Raw genomic sequence first — 21,671 nt, forward strand, 5'->3', positions numbered from 1 at the left:
CTGGCTCCCCGCAACGGCGAGGAGCCAGGCAACCTCAAATTTCTGTGCCCTCTGCTAATGTCAGTGCGTCCTCCACATCCACTCCGAGATATCTGACCGTACTTTCGATCTTCGTGTGTCCAAGCAGGATCTGGACGGCGCGGAGATTTCCGGTAGCCTTGTAGATGATTGATGCCTTGGTTCGGCGAAGAGAATGGGTACCATAATCCTCGCTAGGCAGCCCGATTCCAGTGACCCATTCGTCGACAAGGCGGGCATATTGTCTCGTGCTTATGTGGGCGGCATGGTCGGTCCGGCTGGGGAACGCATAATCCTCCAAGGAACCACCTCGCAGCTCAAGCCATTTCAGCAGGCTAGCGCGAACATCGTCCATCAGCTCAAACTGAACCGCCCTCCCGGTCTTTTGCTGCACGACGGTAGCCCGTGTTCGAATTTTCCGATCACAGACGATGTCGCTGATCCTGATCTTCACCAGGTCGCAGCCCCGCAGTTTGCTATCGATAGCGAGGTCGAAAAGGGCCCGATCTCGAATGCGTCCATGTTGGTCGAGAAAGAAGCGGATCGCCCAAATTTGACGGGGTTTCAGCGCCCGCTTCGCACCAACCTTACGTCCGGCGTTCCACGCTATTCGCTCCCGAGCTGCGGGATCAAATTCTGATAATCCCATGACACGTCTCCTAAGGCCATGATGGCCGCAGGAATAACGCTTCAGATGACGCCGACCCTTTCTGGTCACTCAGCGCCTGATTTTTGATCCCCAGCAGCTGACGTTCCGCTTTTTCGGCAGCTGTCCCCCTTCGATCGCTTTTCAGCTAAGCGCTTTCACCTGACTGCGGACACGGCGTAAGGGAGAGCATCTCGTTGGAATATGTGTAGCGTATGCACGCGGGTAAACTACATTCTTCCACATGAAGAAGATTCAGTCGGCAGCCATTCCTTTTCGACGAGATGAGGCCAATAGGCTTTCCCTGTTGCTCATCACCTCTCGAAGGAAGGGACGCTGGGTGCTGCCAAAGGGAACGGTCAGCGGAATGTTACCTCACGCTTCGGCGGCGCGGGAGGCATTCGAGGAGGCGGGCGTAATAGGCTCAATCGGGGAAACACCGTTCGAGACATATTATCTGCGAAAGAAAGTTGGATATGGGGCCGCGATCGATATCCCGGTTCATGCGTTCCCGATGCTTGTGACGGTAGAGCTCCAGACCTGGCCAGAGATGGACTTCCGGCAAAGGCTATGGATTTTAGCGGGACAAATAACCGACATGGTGGAAAGCGCAGAATTGCGCTCGCTCCTCCAGCGTTTTGCTCAATCAGATCAGGCGCGCCTTAAAGGTTGAATAGATTGGGCACGTTCTACCCACTGCCTTCCGATGTCGACCCTAGTCGGTCGCTCAGCCACCAATTTATCGTTCCCAAGTGCGGACCGGCGGCTTTTCCAATCCTGACGCTGCGATTGGCCGAAAGCGATTGGGCGGGCTTGGAGAACCCGAAAATAGCCCAGGCTCAACCCGATCGATGGAGTCCGCCAATACCCAGTTCGAACTTCGCGCCTGAGTCACGCAGGATATTTACCAGCTCAAGCGATGCGCGGTGGGCTGCCAAGGCCTCGTCGCATGTACAAGGTTCCTCACCATAGCGAATACCCGGTTTGCACTGAATCGCGGCGACTTGGGCATCGGCGTTAAAGCCCAGCCCTTGATCGGCGAGCGTCTTGCACAGGGCAGCAAGCCCATGGATAAAACCGTATTTCGCGCCCTCGCGATCGATCGCGGCTTTGAGTACCTTTTCGGCGGCCTGAAGCGAAGCCCATTTCGATTCTCCATAGCGGCCGCCACGAGCCATCAGACCGTTGACCGCAGCCTCGACATCGCCGCGAGCGATGAACATCAAATTATGACCCGTGCTCTCAAGCGTAAACGTTGCAGGCACGGCGATCTCGAACGCGCGCCCAATTGTCTCAAGCGCGGCATCGGACAGCCGCCCGGCCTTAGCAGCGGTCATCCCGTCAATAAGCTGGATGATATTGCAGGTTGCGGGGCCACGCCCGATCCTAAGGTTAGGCAACCACTGGCGCGTCAGAACGAAATTCACGCTGCCGAAGATACGAGGAACACGCAGGACATAGAAATCTCCATCGAGCAGGATCACCATCCGACCCGGGCATGGATCTTCTTTCAGCCGATCGCCGTAGTTGTCCTTGTACCATTGATTGATCGCTTCGCTCAGTGCTGCATTCTCGCGCAATTCCGGCGGCATACGCATGGTGTCGCCACCGAGCGGAATGCTGAGATTATACGTCATCGAAACTTCGCGCACCGCAAGCATCGGTCGCGACGGGATATCGACGCCGTCATTGGTAAGCTTGAAGTCAATCTACGCCATCATAGCTTCGAACTGCGGCCCATGCTCAGGCGGCCGTTGAAACGTCATACTTATCTCCTCGCACATTTTCGGGCGCCGGCGAAACGCACCGCTAAAATGGATGGCAGCGTTTAGCACGATAGGGATTGGAGATAACGAATGCTGTTGGCTCGATCCCGCCAAAACCGACCCGTCCCGGATATTCAGGAATTCACTTGCACATTCCAAGAGCGGATATTCGTTTAACGAACACGGGCTTCTGCCTGGCGTTGCATCAACCGGATTTCCGCTTGGTCCTGACCTTGGGAACAGGCAATTCCTGGGATGTGATACGAACGATCTCGGCAAGCCACTCACGGTCATCCCACTTTTCCCCATCGATCAGGAGACAGGGCTTTGCACCGGGATATGGAGGGGCTTCTTCCGCACCGGCAGCGAATGCCCGCCCTCCAACCGTTGGCTTTATGAATAGGCGGTCGTCGCAGACCAATGCGACCATTTTCCCATCGCAATAAATGCCAAATTCGCCAAACATCGCCTTGGCTGAAACGGTGCCGCCGCCTGCCATCTGCTCGACGAGGAATTCAACGGTTTTACGATCGGACGCCATAAGGCGATATCGCCGGTCCAGATGAAAAGGTCGAGGGTCAATCGACCCTTTTCGGTCTTTCCTGAGCCAAGCTCTATCGCCTGATTGCGGACATTGCTTAAGGATGGCTTCTCGTCCGAATATGTATAGCGGACGCACACGGCTTAGCTACATTCTCCCACATGAAGAAGATTCAGTCGGCAGCCATTCCTTTTCGTCTAGATGAGGCCAATAGGCTTTCCCTGTTGCTCATCACCTCTCGAAGGAAGGGACGCTGGGTTCTGCCAAAGGGAACGGTCAGCGGAATGTTACCTCACGCTTCGGCGGCGCGGGAGGCGTTTGAGGAGGCCGGCGTAATAGGCTCGATGGCGGAAACACCGTTCGAGACATATTATCTGCGAAAGAAAGTCGGATATGGGGCCGCGATCGAAATTCCGGTTGATACGTTCCCGATGCGCGTGACGGTAGAGCTGCAAACCTGGCCGGAAATGAATTTTCGGCAAAGGCGTTGGATTCTCGCGGGGCAGATTACCGAGATGGTCGAAAGCGAAGAGCTACGCTCGCTTCTCAAGCGTTTCGCTCAATCAGATCAAGCGCGCCTTAAAGCCTGAATGGATTGGCCACGTGCCATCCGCGGCCTTACAATGTCGACCCAAATCAGTCTCTCAGCGATCCAACTTCGCTCCCAAGCAGCAGACCGTCAGCTATTTAGGCGGGTCCCCATCTGCACAGCATGGTCGAGATGATCGACAGCGGACGCCCCTGCGCAGACATCGTCCAAGCGGTCGATAAGGCGATCGTCACCGCCAAGAAGCCATTATCACGACCATTGCCTCAGTCATACCCAGGCGAGGGAAGGCATGGGTTTGCCGTCGAGAATTTCGCACGATCTCCAAATATCTTTAGACGCGGCCGAACTCAGGTCGCGCCGACCGCTATCGCCTGCGCATAGCGCCGGTCTGCCGCTTCCCAGTCGAGATTGCGGAACCAGGCGTCGATATATTTGGCGGCCTGCGTGCCGTAATCCATGTGAAAACTATGCTCGTACATGTCGAGGGCGAGGATCGGGATGCCGGTGACCGCACCATGCATATGGTCCCAGGCCCAATAATTGTGCAGCGAGCGGTTATGGAGATTATAGGCGAGGATCACCCAGCCTGAGCCGCCGGCCAGCGATAGGCCCGTGCGCTGGAAATCCTTCTCCCATGTCTCGAACGATCCCCAGGCTTTGGCGAGCGCCGCATGAATGGAGCCAGTGGCCTGGCCGTTGCCGCCAAGCCCGTCGAAATATATCTCATGGAGAATGACCGATCCGGTCCGATGCAACTCCTCGCGCTTGAGGCCACCATAGAGGACTGGCGGCATGTCGGCATCGGCCAGCGCGGCGGCGATCCGGGTTTCCACCATGTTGAGGGTTTTTACCGACCCGATATAATTATTCTCCCAATGCGACCGGATGAGGCGCTCCGACAGCCCGTCCAGCTTCGCCGGATCGAAGCGCAGCGGCTTGGGCTGGTGCGTGCCGGCAAAGGCTGGCGGCAAGGCGGCGGGCGGCGCGGCGATTTGCCCGCTTGCCGTATCGGTGGTGGCCATGGCCAAAGCGCCTGCTCCCAGGGTTTGAAAGGCGGTACGACGAGAGACATCAACCATGTTTGCAAATCCTGTCAGACGGTAAGGGTGTAAATCGCGCCAAGCGTCGCGCAGCCGGCCAGAACCGTCAATACGCCCAGCTTGAACCTGAAGATGGCCATTGCGGCGGCGACCGCCAGCACGACCGCTGCTATATTGATGGAAGCGGGAATGGGAACGTCGAAGCTGCCGGTCGGCGAGCGAACCGCGATCGTTTGGCCGAACAAGGTGTGGATCGCAAACCAGATGGCGAGGTTGAAGATGACCCCCACGACAGCTGCGGTGATGGCGGTCAGGGCTGCCGACAGCGCCTTGTTGCCCCGCAGCCGCTCTATGAAGGGCGCGCCGGCGAAGATCCACAGGAAGCAGGGCACGAACGTCACCCAGGTCGTGAGGATCGCGCCCAGCGTCGCCGCCAGCAGGGGCGCCATCGTGCCCGCGTCGCGAAAGGCGGCCAGAAATCCCACAAACTGCGTCACCATGATGAGCGGACCAGGCGTCGTTTCCGCCATGCCCAGGCCATCGAGCATTTCGCCGGGCCGCAGCCAGCCGAAAGTGCCGACCGCTTCCTGCGCCACATAGGCAAGAACGGCATAGGCGCCGCCAAAGGTCACGACCGCCATCTGGCTGAAGAAAGTGGCGATGTGGGTGAACACATGGTCCGGCCCCAGCATCAGGAACAATCCGGCAACGGGCGCCAGCCAGAGGAACGACAGGATGGCGCATATCCGCAGCGACCACCCCAGATCGGGTCGCGCATGGTCGGGCAAGGCTTCACCCAGCGCGGTGTCCCGGTCATGGACGACGTCGCCCACGGCAGGACCATGACCGCCGCCGCCCTTGAACTGGGGCAGGCCGCTTCGCCCGCCGATATAGCCGCCCGCGCCCGCCGCCAGGACGATCAGGGGAAAGGGTGCGTCGAGAAAGAAGATCGCGACAAAGGCTGCAACCGCGATGCCGCGCATAACATTATTCTTGAGCGCGCGTGATCCTACACGCACAACCGCCTGAACCACCACGGCCAGGACAGCGGCTTTCAGCCCGAAGAATATGCCCTCGATCAGCGGCAACTGGCCCAGCAGCACATAGAGGTAGCTCAAGGCCAATATGGCGAGAAAACCGGGCAGGACGAACAGCGCACCCGCGATCAGCCCACCGCGCGTCTTGTGCAACAGCCAGCCGATATAGATGGCAAGCTGCTGCGCCTCAGGGCCGGGCAGCAACATGCAATAGTTGAGCGCATGGAGAAATCGTTCCTCGCCGATCCAGCGTTTCTCCTCGACCAATATCCGGTGCATCACCGCGATCTGGCCAGCCGGTCCGCCAAAACTCAACGCGGCGATGCGCGCCCATATCCGGGTCGCCTCCCCAAGCGGGATGCCATGATCGCTCGCTTTCGACTCAGATGGATCGGCGAGCATGGAGCCGGTTGCGGTCATCGGTTTGCCTTTCGGTTCGAAAAATAGGCGTGGAACTGGTTCAGCGCGTCGCTGGCCGTCGCGATGCGCTGCATGTCATCATCGGTGGAGGCACAGACGCCCGACAGCATCGCGCCAAGGCCCGCCGTCTCGGGCCGCGCGAACTTGCAGTCGGCAATATCCAGGTCGTGAATAATCTCCGCGATAGCGACAAGCGCCGGATCATCGGTCAGTCCACACCGCGCGACGAGGGTTTCGAAGCTGCAATTATCGCCCTCATGGGTGAACTCGGCATCCGCCATGTCGAAGCGCAGCTCATGCTTTTGCGGCGCGTAGCTGCGGCCATCGACGAAACGGAAGGTCGCATCCGGGTCTATGAAGCGGCGGATCAGCCAGGCGCAGGCGATGCGATCGACATGGACGCCGCTGCGCGTCACCCATGTCCTGCCCTTCAGATCGCGCGGCAGGTCGGCGGCGGGCTCGTCGCGACTGACGTCGGGATGCTGATAGCGTTGCCGATCGAGGTCGGCCAACGCCGCTTGCGCCTGCTGCCGCCCATGTGCGCCGAAAAAGTCGAGTTGGACGACATCCGCCATCCGCTTCTGGAGCTTGGCGATATCGGCCCCGCTGGCAGGGCCGGTATCGATCAACCGCCGCGCCGCCAGGGCTATGTCATCATAGTCGGCGTCGCGCGCGGCGTCGAACATGGCGCGGATATCACCGTCACTCTGGCCGCCCAGCATCCGCGCTTCGATGAGGGTCGCCTCTCCGCCGCCATCGATGATCGCGCCCATCAGACTGCGAAACGCCGCTTCATGCTCGTCGCGGAGAGGCAGGACATGCACCGCATTTTTGAGCGGAACCGCACCGATCGCCTGCAGGCGACGCCAGATTTTCACGCGCAGATAGGGCGGCTTGACGGGAAGCTGGTGCAGCAGGGCCAGCCAGATGGAGGGTTCGCTTGTCGTCATCATAGAACATATATATCTTATCAATCGAATCATAGGAACATATATATCTCATGCAATTTGCCGCCGCTTGTTTCCCGGTCGTCGTGACGTGCTGTTTGGCACTGGGCGTCCCGTCGGTTGCGATGGCCGATGATCCAGCGGACGGTCTCACCGTGAGCGGCGCTATCCGCGTCCGCTACGAAGCGATCGACGGACAGGCGCGCGCGGGTTTCAACGCTAGCGACGACCTGCTCAACATCCGCACGAACATTCTCGTCGAATATAGGACGGGCGATGTGCGGTTCGGTGTCGAACTATACGATAGTCGCGTGTTCGGCGACGATGCCGGCACGCCGGTCACGGTTGGGGAGGTGAATGCGCTGGAGCCGGTCCAGGCCTATATCGCTGCCGACATCCTTGCGCCCTTCGGCAAGGGGTCAAAACTGACTCTGACGGCCGGGCGGATGATGTTGAACCTGGGATCGCGGCGTCTCGTCGCGGCCGATGATTATCGCAATACCACCAATGGCTATACCGGCGGGCGCGCCGATCTGGTCATGCCGCAGGGGATCAAGGCGACGCTGATCTACACCCTGCCGCAGGTCCGGCTGCCGGACAGTCAGCAGGATCTCCGCGACGCCAGGGTCAACCTCGACAGGGAGAGTTTTGATGTGGTCCTATGGGGAGGGCTGATGACGAAGAGCAACATCCTGGGATCGGCGATAGGCGAGATCAGCTATTATCATCTCGGCGAACGCGATGCGCCAGGACGGCCGACGCGCGACCGATCGCTTGATACGTTCGGGGTTCGTATCAATGCGGAGCCGCGCGCTAGGAAACTCTATTATGAGGTGGAAGCCCTATACCAGACCGGTATGATTAGCGCGTCGCTCGCGCCCGCCGCATTGCATCAATCGGTACACGCCAACTTCATCCATGCCGATATTGGCTACAGCTTTGCGGGCGCATGGAAACCTCGACTGTCAGTCGAATTCGATCGGGCCAGCGGTGACCGGCATGGCGGGCGCTATGGGCGTTTCGACACGCTGTTCGGCATGCGCCGGGCGGACCTCGCTCCAGCGGGTCTTTACAATGCGATCGCCCGCACGAACATCATGACGCCTGGCATCAGGCTGGAGGTCACGCCCAACAAGCGCCTTGACGCCTTTGCGGTGTATCGAGCGATGTGGCTGGCCGCCAGCGAGGACAGCTTTGCAGGGACCGGGGTGCGCGATGCGTCGGGACGGTCGGGCGACTTTGCTGGCCATCAACTGGAAGCACGGCTGCGTTACTGGCTCATCCCGGCGCGGTTGCGCTTCGAATTTGACGGCCTGCTGTTGGCCAAGGGCCGCTTCTTGCGCTACGCGCCCAACGCGCCATCGGGGCCCTGGACGAAATATGGATCGTTCAACCTGACCGCCAGTTTCTGAGATCCGCTGGGTCTGTCAGTTGAATGTTGCTAATATCGGCCGACGAGAGTCGACCCTTTGCGGCCTTTCAGCAGTCAATTTTTACCGCCCAAGTGCGGACCGTCCGCTATGCCCGTCGCCGGCATATCGGCCACAAGCTACCGCGAACTGCCTCAGCGCCACCCATCGACTCCGGCGTTTGCTCCAACAGTACCGGCGCCGATTACATCGAGCGCTTCTACAATCCCAGACGCAGGCACTCGGCCTTGGTCTATCTCAGCCTTATGGACTTCGAGAAGCAGGCTAATGTAGCCTGACTTGGCGGCCATGGGACCGGCTGTAGCTCAAAGTGAGCACAACTCGTTCCGATGGTTCAAAGATACGGTCCGAAACGATATCTTCGTTGCCGGCGCGTGATACCGTCCGTAGATGGTGCTGGATTGTGCGCGGCGTCGGAGATGATCGTCCTTGCTACGAGCAACCAGACCCCTATGAATTGCCTGCTATGCCGTTTTCTTGGGGGGCGCTAATGACGTTCGATAAGTTTCTTCTCGGCCGCCGCCGCAACCAGCTGACTGAAGCGGACCTCGCTGCCCTGGAGCAGGCGGCAGGTCCAATCAGCGCGCTTTCTCCTCGGCATATGCTGATACGCGAGGGCGATCCGGTGTCCATGAGCACCTACCTCGTCGATGGCTTTATGTGTCGCTACAAGGACGACCGTGAGGGGTACAGGCAGTTGATCGCCGTTCATGTGCCGGGCGACTTTGTCGACCTCCATGCTTATCCGCTCAAACGCCTGGATCATGATGTGGCGACCATGACCGCCTGCACCATCGCTCAGGTACCCCACAACAGACTCGACGAAATCATGGCGGAGCGACCCGGCATGGCGAAATTGCTATGGTTCAGCACCTTGCTGGACGCGGCGATGCACCGCGAGTGGATATTTCGGCTCGGCCGCCTCGATGCGATCCAGCGGCTTGGCCATTTCTTCTGCGAAATCGAGATGAAGCTGCGCGCCGTTGGGATGAGTGATGGCAGGCAATTCCACCTTCCCGTGACCCAAGCTGATCTTGGCGAAGCCTGCGGCCTGACTTCCGTGCACGTCAACCGCATGCTGAGGGAATTGCGCGAGCGCGACCTGCTGACGGTGCGAGCCCATCAAGTGACTTTTATTGATCCACCCGCGCTCTATCGGCTCAGCGAATTCAACGCCGACTATCTTTTCATCGATGATTCTTTGACGGAACACTGACGGGTCCGTGTCGTTCGCTCCTTATCAGGTGGAGATCGACATGACCCAGCAGCCTTATTCTGACGCCGGAAAAGCCGTAGCGGAAAAAGGGCAGGTCCTGCTGGACGGGCCCGACGGGATTGCCGTCGCCCTAACCCCGGACGCTGCGGAAATCACGGCGCGGGAATTATTACGCGCCGCAATGGAGGCGCGCTCACAGGTCGAATAAGCGGCCAATGGTCTTCCCAGCCCGGCGGCGATAGCGTTGCGTCGGATCAGGTCGATCCGACAGACCTCAAGCGTCCAGTGTCCCATCGGCAGGAACCTAAGGCGACTGAAGTCATTACCGCTTAGCTGCAGTCTTGTGACAAGCAGTAGGGGGAATATGACAGGCTGCCTCTCCGACATCTTTCCTGGCGAGTCCAAGATGAGCGCCCTCATGCGTGCGCATGATTGGGAAGCCACGCGATTAGGACCGCCAGATCAATGGCCAGACGGACTGAAGGCGTCGCTCCGGCTCATGCTTCTGTCGCGTTTCGACATGTGGCTCGGCTGGGGAGAGGACCTCACTTTCTTCTATAATGACGCCTATATTCCAACGCTCGGTTCTAAGCATCCGACCGCGCTGGGCCAGCCCATGTCGCAGGTTTGGAAGGAAGTGTTCGAGGACGTCAAGGACCGCATATTCTCCGTCATGAACGATGGCGTCGCGACCTGGGACGAGCAGTTACTGCTGCTCCTCGAGCGCAATGGCTATCCGGAGGAAACCTACCATACATTCTCCTACAGCCCGTTGATCGGCAGCGCCAGCGCTGTCGACGGACTGATGTGCGTCGTCAGCGAGGAAACCGACAGGGTCATCAGCGAACGACGGATCAAGCAGCTGAATAACCTAGCCGCGGCATTGCTCAAGGCGCAACGCCGATCGGATGTGACGCAAGCAGTTCATGATGTTTTTGCCCACGATGGCCGGGACTTTCCGTTCGCCGATCTGACCTTATTCCAATTGGCCGACAGCCCTTATCTTGGGTCCGACGACACAGTGTCTTGGCCCGTTGCCGACATCGAAAGAGGCGAGAAGCAAAGGGTGATCGCCTTTGAAAGCTTGAGGCCTGATTTGCCGACCGGGCCATGGGAGATTCCCCCACGCGAGGCTTTGATGCTCGCGGTCGAGCAGCCAGGGGAACCAAAAGCCGTCGGTGCCCTGGTGCTTGGCCTCAATCCCTACCGCGTCCTCGACGATGTCACCCGGGATTTTGCGAGCCTGATCGCCGTTCAGATAGCAGGCGCGCTGGCCACGATCGACGCGGTCTCGGCACAACGGCGGGATCGCGATCGCCTCTGGTCGCTGAGCCAGGACCTCATGCTGGTTTGCGATTTTGACGGCATCATCCGATCGGTCAACCCCTCGGCCACCCGGCTCCTGGGATGGCAGGAAGACGAGATGATCGACCATGTCCTTTCCGAGTTTGTCCATCCCGAGGATCTGCCCAGCACGGCGGCCGAGGTCGAGAAGCTTGCGCAAGGCATCACCACCCTCTCCTTCGAGAACCGCTATCGCTGTCGGGACGGCAGCTATCGATTGCTTGACTGGAACGCGGTTCCGGATTCCGGCCGCATCCACGCGGTAGCGCGCGACATCACCTGGGAACGCCAGCTTGCCCGACCGCGAGCGGATCTGGGCGATTTCTCCGATCGTCAAGGTCGTAGCTACGACCGACGGCGTCATCAGCGCCGTCAATCCATCCTGGACGAAGGTGCTGGGATGGACCGAGGCCGACGCAGTCGGTCGCAATATCTTGGAATATGTTGCTAAGGAGCAGGACGCCGCGAAGAAGAGATTGAAGAGGCTTGCCCAGCCCGACGCAAAGGTCGTCGAATCGCAAAGCGTTTTTCGTGCACAAGACGGCAGCGAACATCGTTTCGCCTGGACCACGGTGCCTGAGGGCGGGATGCTCTATCTGTTCGGACGCGATATCACGGCCGAGACCGAGGCGGCCGAGGCGCTGGCCTCTGCCGAAGAGGCTTTGCGCCAGAGCCAGAAGATGGAAGCGGTCGGGCAGTTGACCGGCGGCATCGCGCATGACTTCAACAATCTGCTGGCCGGGATCCTCGGCAATCTTGAACTCTTGGAACTGCGTATTTCGCAGGGTCGGCTCGACGCGATCAGCCGCCATCTCGAGACGGCGCAGGGCGCGGCAAAACGGGCCGCGGCCCTGACGCAGCGGCTGCTCGCCTTTTCGCGGCGACAGACGCTCGATCCTACGTTCGTCAATGTGAACCAGCTGGTCGCAGGACTGGAGGATCTGCTGCGCCGTACCGTCGGCCCGTCGGTGGAGATCGAGGTGGTCGGGTCCGGCGGACTATGGACGACATTGGTCGATCGCTATCAGCTTGAAAATGCGCTTCTCAACCTGTGCATCAACGCCCGCGACGCCATGCCGGACGGCGGACGGCTGACGATCGAAACGGCCAACAAATGGCTCGATGATCGCATGGCGCGCGATCGCGAACTGCCGCCGGGTCAATATGTGTCGTTGTGCGTGAGCGACACCGGAACGGGCATGACACCCGACGTGATCGCTCGCGCTTTTGATCCCTTCTTCACGACAAAGCCCCTCGGCGAAGGCACGGGCCTTGGCCTTTCGATGATCTATGGGTTCGTGCGCCAGTCCGGCGGACAGGTCCGGATCTATTCCGAGGTCGGCGCCGGCACGACCATGTGCCTCTATCTGCCCCGCCATATGGGCGCCGTGGCGGAAATGCCGGAGCCCGAGCCCATGCAAATTGAACTTGGCGGCCATGGCGAAACGGTGCTCGTCATCGACGACGAGGCCTCGGTTCGCTCGCTCATCGTCGATGTCCTCACCGACGGCGGCTATCATGAGGTAGGTGAAGCGCCACGCATGATCGAGCAGGAAGATGCAGTCGATCGCCCCTTCGAGCAGTTCGTTGCCCGGGGGCAGAGGCTCCGCCGCGCCGACCAGGACGCACTGTTCTCCCGGTGCTGGCAGAGCAGAGACAGCCTTGTTGGGTGATTCAAAACATTCTGAGTTGAGGGGCGCGAGGCCAGCGTCAATTGCAATGCGCACCGCTTCGGACAGGCCACCCTATCGGCCACTCCGCCGCCCTTTTTCCGGTCTTAAACGCGGTCGATCTAATTCTCTCCGGTGACGCTGGAGGCCGATCGATAGGCAAATGTCCTGTTCGTGAGGAACGTGCAAATAGCTGCAGTTGGCGCCGACTGTCTATCGGACCATACACGGTCGCCTAATTTCTTTCGGCATCATCGCCCTGCGCGGCACCAAGTTTCGTCGCAATCAAGGCTATCGGGCCTATTATAATGCTAAAATTTGCCATTCATTGATGCGCAATAAATAGGCATTGATTTCAGCAGATGCTATTTATGGAAAAACTATTGATAAGACAACTCGCCATAATCTACATTATTTGAAATTAATCTCGATCAATCAATCAGTATTTAAGCAATGGACCATTTTCTTCTTTCGACGCGTTTTAGGCCATAATTTGGCAATAGAGCAGCAAGGAACTGGATGAGCGATAACCGCCTGCGCGAACTCGAACAAAGCCGTGCGCTGAAGATGGCACGGTCCACTCATGCCTATGTTCGCGGAAATACCGTGAAATTCTACGAGTGGCTGGCGGACGCGGGGTTGGCCCGACATCTTCCCAAAGGACCCGCCATCTGGATTTGCGGAGATTGTCATCTCGGCAATCTGGGACCCGTGGGCAATGCCGGTGGCAAGGTCGATATCCAGATCCGCGACCTCGATCAAAGCGTGATCGGCAATCCGGCGCATGATCTCATCCGGCTCGGCCTCAGCCTGGCGACGGCTGCACGCGGATCAGACCTTCCTGGCGTCACGACAGCGCGGATGATTGAGGAGATGGTCGAAGGCTATACCCACGCAATGGCCGATCGGGATGATGATCGCGCCCCTGAGCCCAATGTCGTGCGCGCGGTACGCCGACGGGCGTTGGGACGCCGCTGGCGGCATCTCGCCGATGAGCGGCTCGACGATGTGGAACCCAGGCTTCCGTTGGGCAAGAAGTTCTGGAAGTTGGATCATGACGAGCGGTCGGCGCTCGAGGCGCTGTTCGAAACGCCTGCGGTGATGGCCATGATCCTTTCGCTCAGCGGACGCGACACGGACGATCGCGCGCGCCTGGTAGATGCTGCCTATTGGAAAAAGGGTTGCAGCTCGCTCGGGAACCTTCGCTACGCGGCGCTGCTTGCGATCGGTGGCACGAAAAAGTCGCCGTCGGAATATGCCCTGATCGATCTGAAGGAAGCGGTCGCGGCAGTAGCGCCTTCGAGCGATCCAAAGGCGATGCCAACTGATCATGCGGAGCGCGTAGTAGCAGGCGCCCGGGCGCTGGCACCCAATTTGGGGGAGCGTATGCTCGCCACGCGAGTGTCAGATCGGCCAATGGTACTGCGCGAGCTGATGCCGCAGGATCTCAAGCTGGAGATCGATCAGTTTTCGAGGGGCGAAGCCACCCGTGCTGCGCGCTATCTCGCCTTTATCGTCGGTGTTGCGCATGCCCGCCAGATGGATCGCAGCGATCGCGCGAACTGGTCCAAGGCTATAGCCCAACGCTCGAGCGTCGAGATCGACGCGCCCACCTGGCTTTGGAACAGCGTCGTTCACCTGACCGCCAGCCACGAAGCCGGCTATCTGGAACATTGCCGTCGTTATGCGCTCTCTCAGGCGGCTTGAACCAGAACGAGCGCCGGAGCCGCGCGAGACGGTGCGTCACCGGTAAATCATATTGACGCGGATCAGTTTGGAAAAATTTCCGGTGCCGATCAGGAGCCTCAGAGCTTTTCTTCCCGCCCTGGGACCGCATCGGGCCGTATGGCACTATGAGAGGACGCGCGTTGAACGAACTTGCCGAATGGATCGCGCCCGCCGCGACGATGATCGCTGCGATGATGACCGCCGCCAATCTGGGCGCCAGGATTACCGGATGGGGCTTTGTCGTCTTCACCTTAGGGTCGATCTGCTGGACGCTTGTCGGGATCGGTTCGGGTCAGACCAACCTCATTGCGGCCAACGCTTTTCTGACCTTCGTCAATCTCGTCGGCATCTGGCGTTGGTTGGGACGGCAGCGCGCCTATGAGGATGGCGGCAAATCGGCGGAGGCCAAAAGCCGCAAATCGTCGGTCCCCACCCTGTTCACGGCGACCGGGATTGCGGGTCTGCCCGTCGTCGATGCCGACGGCGCAGCCATGGGCAAGGCGGTCGAAGCGCTGATCGAATGCCGTTCCGGCGAGGTGAGTTATGTCGTGGTTGCGACCGCCAAGCCGGGCGGGCTTGGAGAAGACCTGCGCGCCGTCCCGCGCGACGCGATCCGTTTTAGCTGCGACGCGCTCAGCGTCGACCTGGACGTCGATGCCTTCGCGGCGCTTGCACCGCTGGAAAGCGGAGATTGGCCCGACGCCGTCCCGCCGCAAGCGACAGGACGCGCCGCATGAACCTCGCCTTCGCCGCGATGCAGATCGCCCGGACCCTCGCTGAGGACGACATCCTTTTCCTCGCCGATGACGAGCAACAGGCCGAAGCGCTCACCGCTGCTGTGCGCTGCCTCCGGCCCGAAAACCCCGTCATTCATGTCGCATCGAGCGATGCTCTCCCCGGTGACCCCGTTCCCGCCTCCCCCGCCAATGCCGGCAGGCGAGCGGCGGCGTTGCGCGCGTTGCGGCTTACGCAGCAGGACAAGGAGCGGCGCCCGGTCGCCTGCATATTGAGCGGCGGGGCGGCAGCGCGTCGCTATGCCGCGCCCCAGGCCTTCGATCGTGCGCCGCCGACGGTGCGCGTCGGCGATCCTATCGACACGGAAGCCTTCAGGGCCGCGCTGGTCGATCTCGGCTATTTCGCCGACGATCGTGTCGACGAACCGGGTGAAATGGCGATCCGGGGCGATGTTATCGACCTATTCCCTGCGGATGCCGGCCTGCCGGCGCGTATCGACCTGCTGGACGGTAAGGTCAGCGCGGTTCGCACTTATGATCCCGTGACCCAGCGAACGATCGCGGAGATGGAGGCGCTCGAGATCGGGCGCGCCGCCGAGCCGCCTGTCGGGGAGGCCGTCACGATCCTGGATCATCTGACGCCGGGCGTGCTTGCCCAATCGGACAAGGCGGACCGGCGGCGGCAACGATTCATCCAGCTCGCTACCGATGCGGTGGCACGCAACGGCAAGACGATCGACGCGATGGATGACGCGGCCTGGTCCCGCGCCTGCAAATCCTGGCGCAGCATGCCCTTTGACGATGCGATCAAGGCGGTTCCGCGTTTTGCGCAAGCAGCCTCGCCGCTCACCGCGTTGGCGCGCTTCGCCAAGCCGCTGCTGGCCGAAGGCCGCGCCTTGCTGCTCGCGGGAAGTCGGCGCGATCTGCGCTTCCTGCGCACGCGGGTCGGCAAACGCCTCGCGCTCGACCTTGGCGAAGTTACGGACTGGGCCGGTATCGAAGACCTGAAAGCCGGAAGCGGCGCGAGCATCACGATGCCGGTCGATGCCGGATTCGTCGACGACCGGCTGATCCTGATCGCCGCCGCGGATCTGATCGGCAGCCGCGCCGTCATGGACGACGCAGCCATCGCGGCCGCCAATCCCTGGGCGAGCAGTGGCGCGGAGATTCGCGTCGGCGACGTCGTGGTGCATGAGGATCATGGCGTGGGGCGCGTGCTCGGGCTCGCACCCGCCCCGACCCAGGGCAAAGCGGACAATGGCGCGGAGATGATCGCGCTGGAATATGCCGGCGGCGGGCGCCGCCTGATCGCGATCGACGACGCCGAAAAGATTTGGCGCTATGGTGCGGATGCCGATGCCGTGACCTTCGACAGGCTCGACGGCGCATCCTGGCTCAAGCGGCGGGGCGCGATCGACGCAGCCATCGCGGAAAGCGCCAAGGCCCTCGCAGCGCTGGCGGAGGCGCGTGCGAGCCTCACCGCACCGATCATGGCGCCCGATCCGGCAGTCTATGAACGCTTTGCGAACGGCTTCCCCTTCAACGAAACGGCGGACCAGGTGCGCGCCATCGCGGCCGTCCGCGACGACCTGACAAGCGGGAAGCCGATGGATCGCCTGGTCGTGGGCGACGTGGGCTACGGAAAGACGGAGGTCGCGCTGCGCGCCGCAGCCCTGGCCGCGCTAGCCGGCTATCAGGTGGCCATCGCCGCGCCCACCACGGTGCTCGTTCGCCAGCATATCGAAAATTTCCAGCGGCGGTTCGAAGGATCGGGCATTCAGGTCGCGGGCCTGTCGCGCCTGTCCAGCGCGGCGGAAAAGAAGGCCGTCAAAGCGGGGCTTGCCGACGGGTCGGTGCACATCGTGATCGGCACCGGCGCCGTCATGGCCAAGGGCGTGACCTATGCGAGGCTCGGCCTGGTCGTGGTCGACGAGGAGCAGCGCTTCGGCGCCGCCGACAAGGCGAAGCTGCGCGGCGCGGGCGATGTGCATCTGCTGACGCTCAGCGCAACGCCGATCCCGCGCACCTTGCAGATGGCGCTTATCGGATTGCAGCAGATATCGGTCATCGCCACGCCGCCCGCCCGCCGCCAGCCGATCCGTACCAGCCTCGACCAATATGAGGACGGGCGCATCCGCACCGCATTGCTCCGCGAAAAAGGACGCGGCGGGCAAAGCTTCGTCGTGGTGCCGCGTATCGAGGATATGGCGACACTGTCCGAAAAGCTCCGCCGCGTCGTACCCGACCTCGCTCTGGTCGAGGCCCATGGCAAGATGCCGGCGGCGGAGATCGACGCGGTCATGGTCGGGTTCGGGCAGGGACAGGGCGACATATTGCTGGCGACCAACATCATCGAGGCGGGGCTCGACGTGCCGCGCGCCAACACGATGATCGTCTGGCGTGCCGACCGCTTCGGCCTTGCGCAATTGCATCAGTTGCGCGGCCGGGTGGGCCGCGGGAATCGGCGCGGGCAGGTGATCCTTCTGACGCAAAGCGAGGAGGCGATCGGCGAGCGGACGTTGAAGCGGCTTCGTACCTTGGCGACGTTCGATCGTCTGGGCGCGGGGTTCGACATCAGTGCGCAAGACCTCGACATGCGCGGCGCGGGCGACCTGCTGGGCGAGAACCAGGCCGGGCATATCAAGCTTATCGGCATCGACCTGTATCAGCATCTGCTCGGCGCCGCGCTGCGTCAGGCGCGCGGCGAGGATGTGGAGCGCTGGACGCCCGATCTTCATCTTGGCTCCGGCGGTGGCTTGCCGCAGGGCTGGATTCCGGAAGCTGACGTCAGGCTCGCGCTTTATGTCCGTATGTCACGCATCATGGACGATGACGGAATGGATGCTTTCGAGGACGAATTGATCGACAGGTTCGGCCCTCTCCCTCAGGAGGCCGCCATGCTCCTGATGCGGGCCCGGATTCGCGTGGCGGCACGCACCCTGTCTATCGCACGAATCGATGCCGGTCCCGCTGCTATCGCGCTAACCCTTCGCCGCGATCAAACGGGCGATCTGAGAGCATCGGGCCTGGTCGAGAAGAACGGTCGCCTGCTCCTTCAACAGCCGACAAAAGACGACGAGCGCATCCTGCGCGTGCAATCCTTGCTCGACGCGCTTGCAATGACGGCCTGATCGGGGAAAAGGCGCGCCACTTGATCCCGATCAAGACGATTCATTGTGCAGTGCAGCAACGAATCCGAAAGACGAGGCGTTCCCTGTCTGCAATGGCTTCCGCCTGCGCTGGAGGCACAAAATGGCCCATTTGGGTAAGACGATCGCGCAATTGGCACAACTAAGGTCCAAGAACCTCCCCAACATGATGCCAGGACGGCAGGACCGGCTGACCGACCTCACCGACTTCGGCAGCAACCCGGGCGCGTTACGCGCCCGCATATATGTCCCCGAGCATCTCGCGCGGAACCCGGCGCTGGTCGTGGTGCTTCACGGATGCACCCAGGACGCTGCCGGCTATGACCATGGATCGGGTTGGTCGCACGTGGCCGACGCTCACGGGTTCGCGTTGCTGTTCCCCGAACAGACGCGCGCCAACAATCCCAACTTGTGCTTCAATTGGTTCTCGTCGGCCGATGCACGGCGCGACGGGGGCGAGGCATCCTCGATCCGGCACATGGTGGCAGCGATGACCGCGCAGCATGACATTGATCCTTCGCGCGTGTTCGTGACCGGCCTGTCGGCCGGCGGCGCCATGGCGTCGATCATGCTAGCTGCCTATCCCGAAGTCTTCGCCGGTGGCGCCATTATTGCGGGCCTTCCCTTTGGCGCAGCACACTCGATCTCCGATGCGTTCGCGCGCATGCGCGGGGCAGGCTATCCCGCCGACGCCCGGCTGGCGACACTGGTACGCGATGCGTCAGGCCATGACGGGCTCTGGCCGACCGTGTCAGTGTGGCAGGGCAGCGCCGACAAGACGGTCGATCCGTCGAACGCGGAACGCACCGTCGCCCAGTGGCGCGGCATCCATGGCGTCGCCGACGGACCCGGAACGCGCGACATCGTCGACGGATGCGCGCGCGAGTGCTGGATAGACCCCACGGGACGACGCGTGATCGAATCTTATACGATCACCGGCATGGGCCATGGCACGCCTATCCAGACCAACGGGCCGGACGCTTGCGGCGTGAGCGGGCCCTACATGCTGGACGCCAGCATTTCATCGACACGCCATATGGCTCGCGCCTGGGGCCTGTTGCAGGCGGAACAGCCAACGCGTCGACAAAAGCAAGGCGCCCAAGCCGCGCCGGAGCCGGCCCGCGCCAAAGCAGGCGTCGGCGCGATCATCGAAGATGCCCTGCGTTCAGCGGGTCTGATGCGTTGACGCGGTAGATGGGCAGCCGGGCTTGATGGACGGTCCCGAATGCGCGTCATTAACCCGCCAGTAATGAGCTAAATCGCGAAATTGACCCGCTGCATCTGCGCGTTGTTGGCATAGACGACGGCTGCAAATGCGGCAGTGAAGAAGCTAAGAGAGCAGGCGCAGAGGACACCGAAAACGGGTGGGGCCCAGAGGCGCCAGATGGGGATTGCGGCGGTTGCCTTTGGCAGCTCCTGGACGGAGATGGGCGTAGTGCGCGCGCGGCAAAAGCTACGTTCCCCAGTTTCAAATGTCCATGCCTGACATCAGCAGCTTAACTTCCATCATCTAGATTTTCTCAGCGCGCGTGAGGCCAAGTCCCTCGGCAGACGTTGTTAGAATATTCCGCTTTCAAGCTACTGTTCGTTGGCAGTTAAGCCAGCGAGCAACGCTATCGCCTTCGCTGTTCGCGACCACTGGAGATATGGCATGACCCTCATCACCGATGATGCCCCGCTGGATACCTCCAAGAAGGGAAGAGGCCGGCACGCGGCCGCTGCCCAAGTCGGCGCACCGGAAGGCGACAGCACGATCGGACGGTCGGTCACGATCAACCGGCCGCGCGCCGAATTGTTCGCCTATTGGCGCGATCTCACTAACCTCCCTGCTTTCATGGACAATGTCGAACGGATCGACACGTTGTCGCCCACGCGCAGCCATTGGGTGATCAAGGCCCCGGGCGGAAAGACGGTTGAATGGGACGCGACCATTACCGACGAACGGGAAGGCGAATTCATCGCCTGGGCTTCGGATGACGGCGCGGACGTGCCCAATAGCGGCCGCATTGAATTTCGCGATGCCGGGGATCGTGGCACGGTCGTCACCGCCACCATCGCCTATGATCCGCCCGCCGGCTTCATCGGCAAGACGATCGCCAAGCTGTTCCAGCGCGAACCTGCGATCCAGGCGCGACGCGACCTGCGCCGGTTCAAGCAGCTGATGGAAACCGGCGAGGTCGCAACCGCCGCGCGAACGAGCAAACAGCTCCAAGAGGAGAAGGCCTGATGCGCGCGCTCACATGGCACGGCAAGCATGACGTGCGCGTCGATACGGTCGACGATCCCGAAATCCTTAACCCGCGCGATGCGATCATCAAGGTCACCTCCACCACCATCTGCGGGTCCGATCTGCACCTCTATGACGGCTATATCCCGACCATGCAGGCAGGCGATATTCTCGGCCATGAATTCATGGGCGAAGTGGTCGAAACCGGCCCTGGATCGACTCTGCAGAAGGGCGAGCGGGTCGTGGTGCCGTTCACCATCGCCTGCGGCAGCTGCTACCATTGCGGCAAGCATCAATATTCCGCCTGCGATAATGGCAACCCGGCCGATAATCAGGACATCGGCCAAGAAATGTACGGCCAGCCCATGTCGGGCCTGTTCGGCTACAGCCACCTGACCGGCGGCTATGCCGGCGGCCAGGCCGAATATGTGCGCGTGCCCTTCAGCGATGTGGGCCCGATCGTCATACCGGACGGCATGGACGATGACGAAGTGCTGTTCCTTTCCGACATCCTGCCCACGGGCTGGCAGGCGGCGGAAAATGCCGACATCGAGCCGGGGGATACGGTCGCGGTCTGGGGTTGTGGCCCGGTCGGGCTGTTCGCGGTCCAGTCGGCTTTCCTCATGGGGGCGCAGCGCGTCATCGCCATCGATCATTTCCCGCATCGTCTGGAACTGGCCAAGAAGTTCGGCGCCGAGACGATCAATTTCGAGGAATCGAAGACCTATGAGGCGCTGATGGAGATGACCGGCGGCATTGGCCCGGACGCGGTCATCGACGCGGTGGGGCTCGAGGCGCACGGCTTCTTCGTCGATAATGTGGTCGACCAGATCAAGGCGTCGCTGTTCTTGGGCACCGACCGCACCCATTCGATCCGTCAGGCGATCCATGCCTGTCGCAAAGGTGGACGCGTCTCGATGCCGGCGGTCTATGGCGGCTTTGTCGACAAGTTCCCGCTAGGCGCCTTCATGGAAAAGGGCCTGACCCTCAAAACCGGCCAGACCAGCGTGCAGCATTATATGCCCGCGCTGCTCAATGCGATCGTCGAGAAAAAGATCGATACGACCTTCCTCATCTCGCACCGCATGGCGCTGGAGGATGCGCCCAAAGGCTACAAGATGTTCCACGACAACCAGAACGAAGTGACGAAGATCGTGCTCAAGCCCGATTTCGCACCCGCTGCCGTCGCCGCGGAATAGGAGAAATAT

Annotated in this window: 17 protein-coding genes and 1 pseudogene; 12 read left to right on the plus strand and 6 right to left on the minus strand. The window is 61.1% G+C overall.

All coding sequences use genetic code 11. The annotated features are described in order from the left end of the window. Positions 1-34: 34 nt before the first annotated feature. Positions 35-667 carry a tyrosine-type recombinase/integrase gene (locus K9B33_RS13045; RefSeq protein WP_224549314.1) on the minus strand — a complete coding sequence of 211 codons (633 nt, stop codon included), beginning with the start codon at positions 665-667 and terminating at the stop codon, positions 35-37. A gap of 241 nt (positions 668-908) precedes the next feature. Between K9B33_RS13045 and K9B33_RS13050 the strand changes: the two genes are divergently transcribed. Beyond that, complete coding sequence (locus K9B33_RS13050; protein WP_224549316.1) at positions 909-1,337, plus strand: NUDIX hydrolase; 429 nt, start codon at positions 909-911, stop codon at positions 1,335-1,337. Positions 1,338-1,503: 166 nt separating this feature from the next. On the opposite strand, the gene K9B33_RS13055 is transcribed toward K9B33_RS13050, so the two are convergent. Together K9B33_RS13055 and K9B33_RS13060 are read right to left on the minus strand one after the other, a co-directional pair. Beyond that, positions 1,504-2,301 (minus strand): HEPN domain-containing protein, encoded by a 798-nt coding sequence (locus K9B33_RS13055; protein WP_224549318.1) that lies wholly within the window; start codon positions 2,299-2,301, stop codon positions 1,504-1,506. Between the two features lie 334 nt (positions 2,302-2,635). Further along, positions 2,636-2,971, minus strand: a complete 336-nt coding sequence (locus K9B33_RS13060; RefSeq protein ID WP_224549320.1) for a TfoX/Sxy family protein — start codon at positions 2,969-2,971, stop codon at positions 2,636-2,638. 161 nt (positions 2,972-3,132) lie between these two features. On the opposite strand from K9B33_RS13060, the gene K9B33_RS13065 reads away from it, so the two are divergent. Continuing rightward, the gene (locus K9B33_RS13065) at positions 3,133-3,561 is read left to right on the plus strand and encodes an NUDIX hydrolase (protein ID WP_224549322.1); all 429 of its coding nucleotides are present in this window, start codon (positions 3,133-3,135) and stop codon (positions 3,559-3,561) included. Between the two features lie 307 nt (positions 3,562-3,868). Here K9B33_RS13065 and K9B33_RS13070 read toward each other — a convergent pair whose 3' ends face one another. The 3 genes from K9B33_RS13070 to K9B33_RS13080 all read right to left on the minus strand — a co-directional run bounded on the left by K9B33_RS13070 (position 3,869) and on the right by K9B33_RS13080 (position 6,971). Then, on the minus strand, positions 3,869-4,543 hold the full coding sequence (locus tag K9B33_RS13070; protein ID WP_224549324.1) for a superoxide dismutase: 675 nt from the start codon (positions 4,541-4,543) through the stop codon (positions 3,869-3,871). Between the two features lie 71 nt (positions 4,544-4,614). Next, positions 4,615-6,018, minus strand: coding sequence for a chromate efflux transporter (gene chrA / locus K9B33_RS13075; RefSeq protein WP_411974013.1), 1,404 nt, complete (start codon positions 6,016-6,018; stop codon positions 4,615-4,617). Beyond that, a complete protein-coding gene (locus tag K9B33_RS13080; protein ID WP_224549326.1) occupies positions 6,015-6,971 on the minus strand; it encodes a chromate resistance protein ChrB domain-containing protein in 957 nt (318 codons plus the stop codon). Before K9B33_RS13080 ends, chrA begins: the two co-directional genes overlap by 4 nt. 47 nt (positions 6,972-7,018) lie before the next feature. On the opposite strand from K9B33_RS13080, the gene K9B33_RS13085 reads away from it, so the two are divergent. From K9B33_RS13085 to K9B33_RS13130, 10 genes and pseudogenes are all read left to right on the plus strand, one after another. Beyond that, positions 7,019-8,377 carry an alginate export family protein gene (locus K9B33_RS13085; protein ID WP_224549327.1) on the plus strand — a complete coding sequence of 453 codons (1,359 nt, stop codon included), beginning with the start codon at positions 7,019-7,021 and terminating at the stop codon, positions 8,375-8,377. A 508-nt stretch (positions 8,378-8,885) separates the two neighbouring features. After that, entirely contained in the window at positions 8,886-9,611 is a 726-nt protein-coding gene (locus K9B33_RS13090; protein WP_224549329.1) for a Crp/Fnr family transcriptional regulator, read from the plus strand. Between the two features lie 40 nt (positions 9,612-9,651). Beyond that, positions 9,652-9,819, plus strand: a complete 168-nt coding sequence (locus K9B33_RS13095) for a hypothetical protein (protein ID WP_224549331.1) — start codon at positions 9,652-9,654, stop codon at positions 9,817-9,819. A 291-nt stretch (positions 9,820-10,110) separates the two neighbouring features. Continuing rightward, positions 10,111-12,502, plus strand: a pseudogene (locus K9B33_RS13100) (PAS domain S-box protein); the annotation flags it as partial. A gap of 642 nt (positions 12,503-13,144) precedes the next feature. Continuing rightward, positions 13,145-14,332, plus strand: a complete 1,188-nt coding sequence (locus K9B33_RS13105) for a DUF2252 family protein (protein ID WP_224549332.1) — start codon at positions 13,145-13,147, stop codon at positions 14,330-14,332. Positions 14,333-14,532: 200 nt separating this feature from the next. Then, entirely contained in the window at positions 14,533-15,090 is a 558-nt protein-coding gene (locus tag K9B33_RS13110; protein WP_224549369.1) for a PRC-barrel domain-containing protein, read from the plus strand. After that, positions 15,087-18,218 (plus strand): DEAD/DEAH box helicase, encoded by a 3,132-nt coding sequence (locus K9B33_RS13115; protein WP_224549334.1) that lies wholly within the window; start codon positions 15,087-15,089, stop codon positions 18,216-18,218. Before K9B33_RS13110 ends, K9B33_RS13115 begins: the two co-directional genes overlap by 4 nt. 121 nt (positions 18,219-18,339) lie before the next feature. Further along, complete coding sequence (locus K9B33_RS13120; protein ID WP_224549336.1) at positions 18,340-19,422, plus strand: alpha/beta hydrolase family esterase; 1,083 nt, start codon at positions 18,340-18,342, stop codon at positions 19,420-19,422. Between the two features lie 465 nt (positions 19,423-19,887). Further along, positions 19,888-20,463, plus strand: a complete 576-nt coding sequence (locus K9B33_RS13125) for an SRPBCC family protein (RefSeq protein ID WP_224549338.1) — start codon at positions 19,888-19,890, stop codon at positions 20,461-20,463. Next, positions 20,463-21,662, plus strand: a complete 1,200-nt coding sequence (locus K9B33_RS13130) for a zinc-dependent alcohol dehydrogenase (protein ID WP_224549340.1) — start codon at positions 20,463-20,465, stop codon at positions 21,660-21,662. The genes K9B33_RS13125 and K9B33_RS13130 overlap by 1 nt, the downstream gene beginning before the upstream one ends. The last annotated feature ends 9 nt before the right edge of the window (positions 21,663-21,671 follow it).

This window comes from Sphingobium sp. 3R8 (genome assembly GCF_020166615.1).
Classification (GTDB): Bacteria; Pseudomonadota; Alphaproteobacteria; order Sphingomonadales; family Sphingomonadaceae; genus Sphingobium; species Sphingobium bisphenolicum.

Bases quoted from the DNA above. Each gene is read 5' to 3' on its own strand.
- K9B33_RS13045 (WP_224549314.1), bottom strand. From the start codon at position 667: ATGGGATTATCAGAATTTGATCCCGCAGCTCGGGAGCGAATAGCGTGG.
- K9B33_RS13050 (WP_224549316.1), top strand. From the start codon at position 909: ATGAAGAAGATTCAGTCGGCAGCCATTCCTTTTCGACGAGATGAGGCC.
- K9B33_RS13055 (WP_224549318.1), bottom strand. From the start codon at position 2,301: ATGACGTATAATCTCAGCATTCCGCTCGGTGGCGACACCATGCGTATG.
- K9B33_RS13060 (WP_224549320.1), bottom strand. From the start codon at position 2,971: ATGGCGTCCGATCGTAAAACCGTTGAATTCCTCGTCGAGCAGATGGCA.
- K9B33_RS13065 (WP_224549322.1), top strand. From the start codon at position 3,133: ATGAAGAAGATTCAGTCGGCAGCCATTCCTTTTCGTCTAGATGAGGCC.
- K9B33_RS13070 (WP_224549324.1), bottom strand. From the start codon at position 4,543: ATGGCCACCACCGATACGGCAAGCGGGCAAATCGCCGCGCCGCCCGCC.
- chrA (WP_411974013.1), bottom strand. From the start codon at position 6,018: ATGACCGCAACCGGCTCCATGCTCGCCGATCCATCTGAGTCGAAAGCG.
- K9B33_RS13080 (WP_224549326.1), bottom strand. From the start codon at position 6,971: ATGATGACGACAAGCGAACCCTCCATCTGGCTGGCCCTGCTGCACCAG.
- K9B33_RS13085 (WP_224549327.1), top strand. From the start codon at position 7,019: ATGCAATTTGCCGCCGCTTGTTTCCCGGTCGTCGTGACGTGCTGTTTG.
- K9B33_RS13090 (WP_224549329.1), top strand. From the start codon at position 8,886: ATGACGTTCGATAAGTTTCTTCTCGGCCGCCGCCGCAACCAGCTGACT.
- K9B33_RS13095 (WP_224549331.1), top strand. From the start codon at position 9,652: ATGACCCAGCAGCCTTATTCTGACGCCGGAAAAGCCGTAGCGGAAAAA.
- K9B33_RS13105 (WP_224549332.1), top strand. From the start codon at position 13,145: ATGAGCGATAACCGCCTGCGCGAACTCGAACAAAGCCGTGCGCTGAAG.
- K9B33_RS13110 (WP_224549369.1), top strand. From the start codon at position 14,533: ATGATCGCTGCGATGATGACCGCCGCCAATCTGGGCGCCAGGATTACC.
- K9B33_RS13115 (WP_224549334.1), top strand. From the start codon at position 15,087: ATGAACCTCGCCTTCGCCGCGATGCAGATCGCCCGGACCCTCGCTGAG.
- K9B33_RS13120 (WP_224549336.1), top strand. From the start codon at position 18,340: ATGGCCCATTTGGGTAAGACGATCGCGCAATTGGCACAACTAAGGTCC.
- K9B33_RS13125 (WP_224549338.1), top strand. From the start codon at position 19,888: ATGACCCTCATCACCGATGATGCCCCGCTGGATACCTCCAAGAAGGGA.
- K9B33_RS13130 (WP_224549340.1), top strand. From the start codon at position 20,463: ATGCGCGCGCTCACATGGCACGGCAAGCATGACGTGCGCGTCGATACG.